The organism is Colwellia psychrerythraea (genome assembly GCF_000764185.1).
Lineage (GTDB): Bacteria > Pseudomonadota > Gammaproteobacteria > Enterobacterales > Alteromonadaceae > Colwellia > Colwellia psychrerythraea_B.
The window spans coordinates 56,921-69,351 of the sequence record NZ_JQEC01000011.1 but is presented as its reverse complement, the minus strand read 5'-3'; the positions used below and the strand labels follow the sequence as shown (position 1 = coordinate 69,351).

At 36.7% G+C, this 12,431-nt stretch carries 12 protein-coding genes; 5 read left to right on the top strand and 7 right to left on the bottom strand.

Annotation, left to right across the window (positions count from 1 at the left end; genetic code table 11):
* The first annotated feature begins 60 nt into the window (after positions 1–60).
* Genes GAB14E_RS17810 through GAB14E_RS17825 form a run of 4 tightly spaced genes read left to right on the top strand, consistent with a single transcriptional unit; the run spans position 61 to position 2,875 of the window.
* Positions 61–354 carry a YcgL domain-containing protein gene (locus GAB14E_RS17810; RefSeq protein WP_033081107.1) on the top strand — a complete coding sequence of 98 codons (294 nt, stop codon included), beginning with the start codon at positions 61–63 and terminating at the stop codon, positions 352–354.
* Positions 354–1,397, top strand: a complete 1,044-nt coding sequence (locus GAB14E_RS17815; RefSeq protein WP_033081106.1) for a lytic murein transglycosylase — start codon at positions 354–356, stop codon at positions 1,395–1,397. The genes GAB14E_RS17810 and GAB14E_RS17815 overlap by 1 nt, the downstream gene beginning before the upstream one ends.
* Before the next feature lie 40 nt (positions 1,398–1,437).
* The gene (locus GAB14E_RS17820; protein ID WP_033081105.1) at positions 1,438–1,959 is read left to right on the top strand and encodes a YcgN family cysteine cluster protein; all 522 of its coding nucleotides are present in this window, start codon (positions 1,438–1,440) and stop codon (positions 1,957–1,959) included.
* Positions 1,960–2,011: 52 nt separating this feature from the next.
* Positions 2,012–2,875, top strand: coding sequence for a DMT family transporter (locus tag GAB14E_RS17825; protein ID WP_033081389.1), 864 nt, complete (start codon positions 2,012–2,014; stop codon positions 2,873–2,875).
* Here GAB14E_RS17825 and GAB14E_RS25480 read toward each other — a convergent pair.
* From GAB14E_RS25480 to nhaD, 4 genes are all read right to left on the bottom strand, one after another.
* Complete coding sequence (locus tag GAB14E_RS25480; protein ID WP_052093486.1) at positions 2,872–3,369, bottom strand: type 1 periplasmic-binding domain-containing protein; 498 nt, start codon at positions 3,367–3,369, stop codon at positions 2,872–2,874. The genes GAB14E_RS17825 and GAB14E_RS25480 overlap by 4 nt on opposite strands.
* A 101-nt stretch (positions 3,370–3,470) precedes the next feature.
* Positions 3,471–3,908 (bottom strand): ABC transporter substrate-binding protein, encoded by a 438-nt coding sequence (locus GAB14E_RS25475; RefSeq protein WP_269429105.1) that lies wholly within the window; start codon positions 3,906–3,908, stop codon positions 3,471–3,473.
* A gap of 188 nt (positions 3,909–4,096) precedes the next feature.
* A complete protein-coding gene (gene dsbB / locus GAB14E_RS17830) occupies positions 4,097–4,615 on the bottom strand; it encodes a disulfide bond formation protein DsbB (RefSeq protein WP_033081104.1) in 519 nt (172 codons plus the stop codon).
* 137 nt (positions 4,616–4,752) lie between these two features.
* Entirely contained in the window at positions 4,753–6,153 is a 1,401-nt protein-coding gene (gene nhaD / locus GAB14E_RS17835) for a sodium:proton antiporter NhaD (RefSeq protein ID WP_033081103.1), read from the bottom strand.
* A gap of 272 nt (positions 6,154–6,425) precedes the next feature.
* Here nhaD and fadR point away from each other — a divergent pair, with 272 nt between their 5' ends.
* Entirely contained in the window at positions 6,426–7,139 is a 714-nt protein-coding gene (fadR, locus tag GAB14E_RS17840) for a fatty acid metabolism transcriptional regulator FadR (protein ID WP_033081102.1), read from the top strand.
* Positions 7,140–7,185: 46 nt separating this feature from the next.
* Here fadR and GAB14E_RS17845 read toward each other — a convergent pair whose 3' ends face one another.
* The 3 genes from GAB14E_RS17845 to GAB14E_RS17855 are packed head-to-tail and all read right to left on the bottom strand — an operon-like array spanning position 7,186 to position 12,007.
* The gene (locus GAB14E_RS17845) at positions 7,186–8,724 is read right to left on the bottom strand and encodes a SpoVR family protein (RefSeq protein ID WP_052093484.1); all 1,539 of its coding nucleotides are present in this window, start codon (positions 8,722–8,724) and stop codon (positions 7,186–7,188) included.
* 19 nt (positions 8,725–8,743) lie between these two features.
* Positions 8,744–10,018, bottom strand: a complete 1,275-nt coding sequence (locus GAB14E_RS17850) for a YeaH/YhbH family protein (RefSeq protein ID WP_033081101.1) — start codon at positions 10,016–10,018, stop codon at positions 8,744–8,746.
* Positions 10,019–10,072: 54 nt separating this feature from the next.
* Positions 10,073–12,007, bottom strand: coding sequence for a PrkA family serine protein kinase (locus tag GAB14E_RS17855; protein WP_033081100.1), 1,935 nt, complete (start codon positions 12,005–12,007; stop codon positions 10,073–10,075).
* Positions 12,008–12,431 lie beyond the last annotated feature (424 nt).

Below are 12,431 nucleotides of genomic sequence, written 5' to 3'. Positions count from 1 at the left end.
TCTGGCCTCATGATATATTGAATACTCAGTCTTCTTACTCATTACCTATAGGTCTCCATTATGCTATGTGCTATTTATAAAAGTCCCAGAAAAGCTCAAACTTACCTCTTTGTTAAAACGCGTGATGACTTTTCTTCAATCCCGGACGGGTTGATGAAAACTTTTGGTACGCCCGTATTGGTTACCTTAATTAATCTAGCGACTAAAGAGAAACTGGCGATGGCTGATTTAGATAAAGTGAAAAAAAATCTTAATGAACAAGGTTTTTATTTACAATTACCACCACCACAAGAAGATTTATTAAAAGAACATAAAGCTGCTATGAATGCTAAAAATGAGCAAGGAGAGCTTTAATGAAATTATTTCTGAAAGTCTCAGTGCTATCGACATTATTAGCTATTAGCTCAACCAAGCAATCAACGGCAGCTCAGACAGAGTTAACCGAAGCAGGCTTTGCTGAGTATGTACTAACCCTTAAAGCTGAAGCACTGAAACAGGGTTTCAGTCAGGTATTGATTGATGAAAGTTTTGCTAAAGTAAAATTTCATAAACGTGCGGTTAAGGCTGATAGAAGTCAACCTGAAAATGTCGAAACACTTGATACTTATCTGCCAAAACGGGTACCTAAGTGGAAAGTGGATAAAGCGAGAGCTTTGTATAAAGAGCACCAAGTATTATTAAATCAGATTGGTGAAAAGTATCAAGTTCAGCCGCGATTTATCGTTGCCTTATGGGGACTTGAGACAAACTTTGGTAAATTTACCGGTGGTTACAATGTAATTTCTGCTTTATCAACATTAGCTTATGAAGGTAGGCGGGAAATTTTTTTTAAAAAGCAATTAATGGCAGCATTGACAATTCTAGATGAAGGTCATATTAATATTGAAAATATGAAGGGCTCTTGGGCTGGAGCTATGGGACAAAATCAGTTTATGCCTACCTCTTTTTTAGGTTATGCAGTTGATGGTGACGGTGACGGTAAAAAGGATATCTGGCAAAACCAAGCCGATGTTTTTTCATCTATGGCAAATTATTTACAAAAAGAAGGTTGGAGTGATGAGTTAACTTGGGGTCGCCAGGTTAAGTTACCTAAAGGTTTTGACACCACTTTAGCCATACCAAAGAATACGGGTAGTCGGAAAAACTGGCTAAAAGCATGGTCTGATACTGAAAGAACATTAGCCCAATGGCAAGCTCTTGGTGTAAGACGCGCTGATGGCACCAGCTTACCTAATGTTGATATTAAAGCAGCACTCGTTTTTCCTGATGATGAAAATGGTCGTGTATATCTCGCCTATGACAATTATAAGAGTTTAATGCACTGGAATTTATCCTATTATTTTGTCAGCTCTGTGGGCCATTTATCTGATCGTATTAAATTTCCACCTATAAAATAAATCAATAATTAACGTAAATTAACAAACAAAGTAGTAGTAAATGATCGATAACAACACGCAAGAACAGCCTTTTTGGCAAACTAAGACCTTAGCTGAAATGACTCGCCCCGAATGGGAGTCATTATGCGATGGTTGTGCAAAGTGCTGCCTTAATAAGTTTATCGATGATGAGCATACTGATGACGAGTCGGAACTTTTGCCGACCGATCATATAAAAGAGGGCGAGCATATATTTTATTCTAATATTGCTTGCCACTTGCTCAATGAAAAGTCTTGTCAATGTTCTAAATATGATCAGCGCACTACGTTAGTACCTGATTGTGTGCGGTTAACACAAGAAAACATAGATGCAGTATTTTTTATGCCGCCAAGCTGTACTTATCGCCGCTTACAAGAGGGCCGAGGTATGCCATCGTGGCACCCCTTGTTACATAAAGGTAAAAAGTCAGCAATGCATAAAGCGGGAATGTCGGTAAGAGGAAAAATAGTCAAAGATAATGAAGTCAGCATTGAAAACTTTGAAGATCATATTGTCATGTGGCCGCTTAATGACCTTGATTAAAACTGATTATGTGACCGTTTGAATGAAAAATACCTTTCAACCTTCCCCAATGATAAAAGGTGAGCAGCAAAGCCTACTCTTCTTACATATTGCTGTCTTTCTTTTCGGTGGCACAGCACTTTTTTCTAAACTCATTGGCCTACCTGCTCTTGATATTACAGTCTATAGAACTGGCATAGCGGCGTTAGCACTTTTTATATTACTAACGTTGCAAAAGAAACAAATAACCTTAGCAACTAGGCAGGACTACGGCATAGCCATCCTATTAGGGATTGTGGTTGGCATACACTGGGTAACCTACTTTGCTGCTATGCAAATGGCAGGAGTTACTGTTGGCATCATTGCCTTTTTTACTTATCCTGTCATTACTGTTTTTATTGAACCTTTATTTAATAAAAGTGTGCCGAAAGTAAAAGATATGCTGATGGCATTAGTTGTTATTGTCGGCATAGTGTTATTAATACCTGAAGTAAGTTTGGGCAATCAAATTACCTTAGGTATTATTACCGGTGTTTTTTCGGCGGTATTTTTTGCCTTAAGGAATGTATTACATAAAAACTATTTCTCCCATTATTCTGGCCCGCATGCCATGTTGTATCAAACCTTAGTCGCTTGTTTGATGTTATTTCTTTTTGTTGATATACCACCAACACAAGTATCGACAAGTGATTGGATGTTGCTGTTGTTGGTGGGGGTAGTTTTTACTGCAACACCTCATGCGCTATTTGCCTCGAGTTTACGAAATTTGTCGGCGACAACTGCAGGCTTGATATCTTGTTTGCAGCCATTATATGGCAGCGTATTGGCATTCTTGCTATTGCATGAACGCCCAGGTTTATTAACTATTATTGGCGGGTTGTTGGTTATAAGTGCTGCGGTTTTTGAAACATGGTCAGTGAGTAAAGGTAGACTTTAATATTTTTTGTTAATTGCTTTACTAAAAGAAAAGTAGACTTGCTGTAAGCCTTGGTTATATTCGTTGTTGAAATTAATGTTTAGTGCGTTATCTTGATAGTTAAATTTTGAAAACTGAATAAGTAAACATTGTCGATTTAAGATTTTTTGACACTGTGTTGCTACTTGAGCAAAAACAAAGGCATTTAAGTAACCTTCAAGTTGAATTCGATTTAACTCTGTATAACCTTCATTTCTCATATCTATTCTAAACTGTTGGCATAGCTGCCAATCACAGTCTTTAGGTGAAGACATCACTTCGCTTAGGATAACTTTACTCGATTCCGTTATTTTCGATAGTAAATTATGACTACCAATAAATGAAAAACTGGTGAAAAATACGTCTAAATCTTGATGGTGAGCTAAATTTATCAAATGTATGAAGGGTTGATAGGTACCAACAAAGATTATCGCATCAATCGGTTGAGCAGCTAATTTCGTTAATGTATGCGTCAAATCATTAGTATTACCTTCGGTAAAGAGTTGTGAGTGCCGCTGTTAATTTCTTATTGGTGAGTATTTTATTAACTGCTCTTTGTGCCGTTAAGCCAAATTCATCAGCTTGAATCACTAAGGCAATTTTTTTTAACATTTTGTATGTTTATTAAATAATCAATTTGTGATTTCATCTCTTGGTAATAACTGGCACGCAAATTAAAAATATTATTACTAGTAGGTTTGCGTAGAAAGTCGGCGCCAGTAAATGGCATGAGATAGGGGACTTGGCTTTTAGTTAATATAGGTAATATCGCGTGAGAGGTTGGCGTACCAACATAATTAAAGAGTGCTAATACTTCTTGCTCAATGAGGTTTTTAGTATTACGCACGGTGTTTTTGGGCTCATAACCATCATCTAAGCTGATGATGGTTATGAGCCTATTATGAATGCCGCCGAATTTATTCATGCGATTAAAGTAGGTATTTGCACCCTTACTCAGTTCTATTCCTAAGTCGGAAGTTGGGCCGATCAAGGCATTAGACATACCTAGTTTTATTGTGTTTAGTTGGGGGATTTATTGGGCTGTTCGCTGGCAAGTACTGAATAGCTATTGAGGGCTACAAGTAAACAGGGTAATAAAGGTAGGTAAAATTTCAGCAACGTTGAAGCCCCGTAGCTAAGAAAAGAATACACTATCAATCAATGCTAGCATATTCTCTTATAACTTCGATTGCTAGTTCACTGCTAGGGTTTTTTCGCACAAACTAGACGGTTAATAAGTATTACAGCAAAGGCTATTGTATATAGCGCATAAACCATAATCATCCATTGTGGCATGCTATAACCTAAAAACTGCCAGCTTATTTCGCCGCAATCTCCTGTTGCTTCAAACAAAAATGGAATCCACTCATGTAATGGCGCCCAAGCGGGGAAGTTAGGAATGAACTCACAGCTAAAAAAGAGAGAGCCGCTATTCTCTTGCATTTCCACATGCTCTAGGGCAATTATTCCCCCCCAAATTGCGCCAGTACCCCACAAAACATAAGCCAGTAATCTAGCTAGCATATACTGAGGAGCTAATGTACCAATAGCTCCACCAGCGAAGATAGCTAAAATAGCAAGCCGCTGGTATACACACATGATACAAGGTGCTAAATCCAGTATGTATTGAAAAAATAAGGCGGATAGCTCCAAGCCTAATGCGGAAAATGCTAGCAGTAACCATGCTTGTTTTTTTGTCGTTAGATTGCTTAAGTAGTTCACAAAAGCTCCTTTAAAAAGTTCTATAAAAAAAGCCTCTACGTGAATAGAAGCTTTTTAAGGGTACCAGAAAGAAATTGCTAATAGGTCATTTCTTTTTGTATGTTTACATTATTAATGTAAACAATTAATACTTGTACTTAGTTGATTAATAAATGCACATAAATGCTAGCAGCATAACCTAGAGCAATTACTGGCATCCATTTTAAATGGCTAAAGAAAGTATAATATCCTCTCGCTTGCCCCATTAGGGCAACACCAGCAGCTGAGCCAACAGATAATAAACTACCACCAACACCGGCGGTCAATGTAACTAACAGCCATTGGGTGTGTGACATCTCAGGGTTCATAGTTAATACAGCAAACATGACCGGGATGTTGTCAACAATAGCAGATAAAATACCTACTAAAATGTTGGCATTAGTAGCGCCTAACTCACCGTACATAAACTCTGAAACCATACCAAGGTAGCCAAGGAAACCTAAACCACCAACAGCTAAAATAACACCGTAGAAGAAGAATAATGTATCCCACTCGGCTTTGGCTATTTTGTCAAAGATATCAAAGTTATCTTCAATTTTATGGCTGGTAGGTAAGTCAGAGGTATCGATCTCTCCTTGACCAGACATACGAATGTAGTAACCAAAGAATTTCAAATAAGCTAAACCTAACATCATGCCAAATACAGGAGGTAAGTGTAGGAAGTTATGGAAAGATACCGCAGTAATAATGGTTAAAATAAATAGACCAACGATGATTAAACCACCCTTTTTGATTGGTGTTATTTCGTTTGAGTCTGAACTTGGGTTACCTTTAGGTATGAAAAATTGCATAATAAATGCAGGGATAAGAAAGTTAACCACAGATGGTAAGAATAGCGCGAAGAATTCAGTAAACTGAACAATACCTTTTTGCCAAACCATTAAGGTCGTAATATCACCAAATGGGCTAAAGGCGCCACCAGCATTAGCACCTACTACAATATTAATACAGCTCATGGCAATAAATTTAGGTTCATCTTTGCCAACAGCTAAGACTACAGCGCACATAATTAATGCTGTTGTTAAGTTATCAGCGATTGGAGAAATAAAGAAAGCTAAAATACCAGTGATCCAAAACAATGCTTTATAACTAAAGCCTTTTTGTACAAGCCAATCACGTAGTGAATCAAAGACACCACGTTCTAAAAGGGCATTGATATAAGTCATGGCAACTAATAAGAAAAAGAATAGCTCGGCATATTCAAGGAAATTATGGCGAATTGCTACTTCTGCAGCATGTGGCATACCATTCGCGCTGTAATACGCAGCGATTAAAATCCAAATCAGGCCAGCAGCGAGTAGCACTGGCTTAGATTTTCTTAAATGCAATTGCTCTTCTAAAATCACGAGCGAATAAGCTAGTACAAAGATGGCTATGGCAGTATAGCCAATCCAATGACTGGTCAAATCAATGCTTTGATGTGCTGCCTCAGAAGCAAAAGCCATGCTTGGAAAAAGCACTGCTGATAACGCCAGTAAAACGTATACAAGTGGTTTCATGTGATTCTCTAAATGGGATGTAAAGTTATATGCTAATTTAGCGATTATTATTCGACTTTAATTCTAACAAATTTTTTACGGAATGACACAGGAATGCTATTGAATTGTATTAATTTTATTGATAGCAGTGATCAATTTGATTTATAACAAGCTAACGGCAAGTTATAAATTTCAATTGCTTGTAACTTTATCGAGCTTGTGCATAAATGTACTTCTGGTACAATCTGTTGTTAAATTTATCCTTATTCACTTTATTTAGGTAACTATAGTCAATGGTCATAAAAGCTAAAAGCCCAGCAGGATTTGCGGAACAATATATCGTAGAATCTATTTGGAATGGTGGTTTTCCTCCAGGCTCTATATTACCCGCTGAGCGAGAACTCTCTGAACTTATCGGGGTAACTCGAACTACGCTTAGAGAAGTATTACAACGTTTGGCTCGAGATGGTTGGTTAACAATTAAACATGGTAAGCCGACTAAGGTAAATAACTTTTGGGAAACCTCTAGTTTAAATATTTTGGAAACATTGGCACAATTGGATCAAGATGGAATTCCTGACTTAGTTGATAACCTATTATCTGCGCGCACTAATATTAGCGCTATTTACATTCGAGGGGCATTAAAAAATAACCCTGAAAAAGCCATTGAATGCCTGCAAGCTTATATAGATGTAGAAGATACGGGTGAAGCCTTTGCACAATTTGATTATGAATTAAATAAAGAATTAGTAGTCGCCTCAGATAACTCTATTTATTTATTAATTCTTAATGGATTTAGAGGTTTATATTCACGCATTGGTAGTTTGTATTTTGCTCACCCTAAGGGCAGGGAGATCTCTAGAGCTTATTATCAATCGTTAATAGAACTTGCTAAAGCTAATCAATTCGATGAAGCTATTTTGGCTGTACGTAAGTACGGTATTGAATCAGGGAAATTGTGGGCTGATCTTAAGGACGATGTCTTTAAAGAGTTATCTGAAGATTAATATATAATCTCTAATAGATTATATTCAGTGAAAAATAAAGACGACATTAGTCGTCTTTATTTTTTTGTGGACAGCTGGCAATGATTTTATCTTCTCCAGATTTAGTTTCTTGAACAATCTTAACGTCAAAGTGCCATAAATAATGTAAGTGTTTTAATACTTCATCTTTTGAGTCACCAAGCTCTACGTCATTGTGTGGTGTATATCTCAGAGTTAGTGCCCTATCGCCATCAATATTTGCATCAATTATTTGAATATTAACTTCAATATTACTGAGGTTATATTGATTTGCCAGGTTTTGACGAACTTTCTTATAACCTTGCTCGTTATGAATTGCGCCAATTTCAACATAGTTATTGTCACTATCATCGTGAATATGAAACAGTTTAAAGTCCCGTATTAGTTTTGGTGATAAATATTGACTGATAAAACTTTCATCTTTGAAGTTCTCCATAGCAAAATGCAAAGTATCAACCCAATTACTTCCTGCTATTTCTGGAAAGTACTCTTTATCTTCTGCTGTTGGGTGTTCACAGATGCGTCTGAGATCAATGAACATATTAAAACCTAATGCATAAGGGTTTATGCCTGAATAATATTTACTATTATATTCGGGTTGTGCGACAACATTAGTATGACTATGCAAAAACTCTAACATAAACTTATCAGTCACTAAGCCCTCATCGTACAAATGGTTCAAAATTGTATAGTGCCAAAAGCACGCCCAGCCTTCATTCATTACTTGAGTTTGTTTTTGAGGGTAAAAGTATTGTGATATCTTTCTGACAATTCGAACTATTTCTCTTTGCCATGGCTTCAGCAAGGGGGCATTTTTTTCAATGAAGTATAAAATGTTTTCTTGAGGCTCTTTAGGGAATTGATACTTTTTTTCATTTTCTTTTTGTTCTTTCCTAGGCACCGTACGCCAAAGTGCGTTTACTTGGGACTGTAAATATTCGGCACGCTCAGATTGCCTTTTAAGCTCTTCATCTAATGATATCTTTTGTGGTCTTTTGTACCTATCAACGCCATGACTCATTAATGCATGACAAGCATCTAACGTTGCCTCAACCTCACTAATACCGTGTTTTTGCTCGCATTGTGCAATATAGTTTTTTGCAAATAATAAGTAATCGATGATAGAGCTAGCATCCGTCCAAGACTTAAATAAGTAGTTTCCTTTAAAAAATGAGTTATGACCATAACAAGCATGTGCCATGACTAAAGCTTGCATAGTTAAGGTGTTCTCTTCCATTAGGTAAGATATACATGGGCTTGAATTTATTACAATTTCATAAGCTAAGCCCATTTGACCACGTTTATAATTTTGTTCAGTTTGAATAAATTTCTTACCAAATGTCCAATGACTATAACCAATTGGCATGCCGACGCTTGCATAAGCATCCATCATTTGTTCTGCAGTAATGACTTCTATTTGATTGGTATAGGTATCTAAACGATAAAAGTCGGCAACTCTAGCTATTTCGTATTGGTATTGCCCTAACAATTCAAATGTCCAATCAGGAGTATCATCTAGCGGCGTAATTTTTATTTTTTGAGTTTTTTCATTTTGATAATTTGTCATCAATCCCCCATTTATTCTGCTAAGCGGCACTTTGTGTACTTTTCTTGAAAAGCTCCCTAAATACCGGGTAAATATCAGCAACTTCTTTGATATGTTGCATGGCAAAGTTAGTATGAGACTCTTCGACCTGTTGATAGTGCTTCCACAAGGTCTGGTGAGCTCTTTGGGTTATTTCTATATAACTAAAGTAGCGACTTTTTGGTAATATCTGTTGCTCTAACAGTGTTTGACATCGTGGTGAGTCATCAGCCCAATTATCGCCATCGGATGCTTGTGCACCATAAATGTTCCACTGATTATCATAGCGTTCGCAGATTATTTCGTTCATTAATTCTAAAGCACTCGAGGCGATGGTGCCGCCAGTCTCTTGTGAATAAAAGAACTCATGTTCATCTACCTCTTTAGCCTGGGTATGATGTCTAATATAAACAACATCAATATTTTTATAACTACGGCTAAGAAATAAATAAAGTAAAATATAAAAGCGTTTAGCCATTTCCTTGGTCGCTTGATCCATTGAGCCTGATACATCCATTAAGCAAAACATAACAGCCTTGGAAGTAGGCACAGCTTGTTTGGCATAATTTCTAAAACGTAAATCGAAAGTATCAATAAAAGGAACCTTTTCTATTTTTCGTTTTAGTGTTTCTATTTCAGCAACTAAGGCACGTTTTTTCTGGATATTGTCATGTTTATCATTATTTAGCGTTAAAAGCGCTAGCTCAAGTTTCTTTAACTGCTTACGTTTTGAAGACGTCATTGCAATTCGCCGAGCAATAGAGCCTTGTAGTGATTTAACAATATCGATATTTGAGGCAACACCTTCAGCACAAAAGCCACTTCGTACTGTTTTATATTCAATTAACTTATCAAGTTGGTTTTTTTCAAGGTTGGGCAGCTCTAGGTCTTCAAAAAGCAGGTTTAGATACTCTTCTTTAGAAATTGAAAAAGTAAACTCGTCTTCGCCTTCGCCACTATCGCTTGCATCTCCTTGGCCAGCGCCTTGACCTTGTTGTTTTGGTGGGCGTGGTATTTTATCACCAGTTGAAAACTGATCATTGCCGGGGTGAACTTTATCTTTTATTCCGCCACCTCCTTGATGAAAAGTAGGCTCTGAAAGATCCCGTTTTGGAATGATAATGTTTTCACCTGAATCAATATCTGTCACACCACGCTGATTTATAGCTTCAGAAACAGATTTCTTAATTTGGTTTTTATAACGCCTTAAAAAACGTTGACGGTTAACGGTACTTTTATTTTTACTATTAAGACGTCTATCAATAAAATTGGCCATTTGCGCTCCTTATCTCTTTTGCTATATTTATATCCTTTTGCGTAAGAGATATGACTAGGATGATTTTCTTACCCTTAAATACCACTCTGATAACAAACGTACTTGCTTTTGGGTGTAACCTTTGGTCATCATACGTTTTACGAAGTCATCATGTTTTTGTTGGTCATCTGTTGACGTTTTAGCATTAAAAGAAATGACAGGAAGTAAATCTTCGGTATTGGAAAACATTTTTTTCTCAATCACTGTCCTGAGTTTCTCATAACTGGTCCAAGCAGGATTTTTTCCATTGTTATTGGCTTTTGCTCGCAGGACAAAGTTAACAATTTCATTACGGAAATCTTTGGGGTTACTAATGCCAGCTGGTTTTTCAATTTTCTCTAACTCTTCATTGAGTGATTGTCTATCAAATAATTGACCTGTTTCAGCATCTCTATATTCTTGATCTTGAATCCAAAAATCAGCATAAGTGACATAGCGATCAAAAATATTTTGACCATATTCAGAATAAGACTCTAGATAGGCTGTTTGAATTTCCTTACCAATGAACTCTATATATTGAGGTGTTAAATAACCTTTAATGAACTCTAAATAGCGTTCGGTAAGTTCCTTCGGTAACTGTTCCCGCTCGACTTGTTGTTCTAGTACATAAAATAAGTGCACAGGGTTTGCGGCAACTTCAACACTGTCGAAGTTAAATACTCGCGATAGAATTTTAAACGCGAAGCGCGTCGATAACCCTGACATACCTTCATCTATACCAGCATAATCACGATACTCTTGATAAGATTTAGCTTTAGGGTCGGTATCTTTAAGCGTTTCACCATCATAAACACGCATTTTTGAATAAATACTTGAATTGACTGGGTCTTTCAAACGAGATAGTACAGAGAATTGCGCCAGAATATCTAAAGTATCAGGTGCACACTGTGCTGTTTTTAATTCACTGTGTTCAAGTAGTTTTTTATAAATATTAACTTCTTCAGAAACACGCATACAATAAGGCACTTTAACTATATAAACACGGTCTAAAAATGCTTCGTTATTTTTGTTATTCCTAAAGGTTTGCCATTCCGATTCGTTTGAATGGGCGAGCAAAATACCATTAAAAGGTAGTGCAGAAAGCCCCTCTGTTGGATTGTAGTTACCTTCCTGAGTAGCTGTTAATAATGGATGTAGCACTTTAATGGGGGCTTTAAACATCTCAACAAACTCCATCATGCCTTGATTAGCACGACACAAAGCGCCGGAGTAACTATATGCATCAGCATCATTTTGAGCAAAATGTTCTAGCTGCCTTATATCAACTTTACCGACCAGAGCTGATATATCTTGATTATTATCATCACCTGGTTCTGTTTTAGCGATAGCAATTTGATCTAGAATAGACGGGTAAATTTTTACTACTTTAAATTGTGCTATATCACCTTTAAACTCGTGTAATCGCTTTGCAGCCCACGGAGAAATAATGTTGTTTAAATACCTTCCCGGAATATTGTATTCTTCTTTAAGAATTTTTCCGTCTGAATTGGCGTCAAATAAGCTAAATGGGTGATCGTTAACAGGGCTACGTATGCCATTAGCGCTTAATACGTAGATTGGCTCTTGTTGCATTAGGGATTTTAATTTTTCTGCTAATGAGGATTTACCACCACCAACGGGCCCTAATAAATATAATATTTGTTTATGTTCTTCTAACCCTTGTGAGGCGTGTTTTAGATAAGAAACTATTTGTTCAATTGCTTCTTCCATACCGTAAAAATCGATAAAAGCAGGGTAGCGTTTAATAACCCTGTTTGAAAATATTCGGCTAAGCCTAGGATCTGTGGCAGTATCTACCATTTCGGCCTCACCAATAGCTGTAAGTAAGCGCTCAGAAGCACTCGCATAAGCCATGCTATCTTCTTTACAAATAGTTAAGAATTCTTGCAAGCTAAATTCTTCTTGTTGTGCTTGCTCATAACGCGTTTGATAATGTTGAAAAATACTCATAACGACCTCCAAAAGAGCACAATGCCATCCATAAAAAAGAAAAGTTTGTAAAAGTTATTACCTAACCGCTTGTTAAGGTAAAGTAAAAAGCACTTGCTATATTTTAATGTTAGTTGTTCTGGCTGATTTTGCTAAGAAATTTATATAATTAAATTGTTATTCTTTTGTAAAATCAATAAAAGCCCCTGTAGTTACTTTTCTTTTATCGAACAGAGGAATGATGTTTTGATACTTTTTCTCCATATTTGTTGAAAATTTACTTATCACAGTCAGGCATAAGATAACCGAATAATGAAGATTTGATCAGCTCCACCTTTATCTGTACATATTTTTATACACTCGGTCGCTAGCTCCAGTATAGCCTTGTTAGCAGCAGACAATATTTTTAGCAAAGCACTCGTACAACTTTTGATACAACCACCTT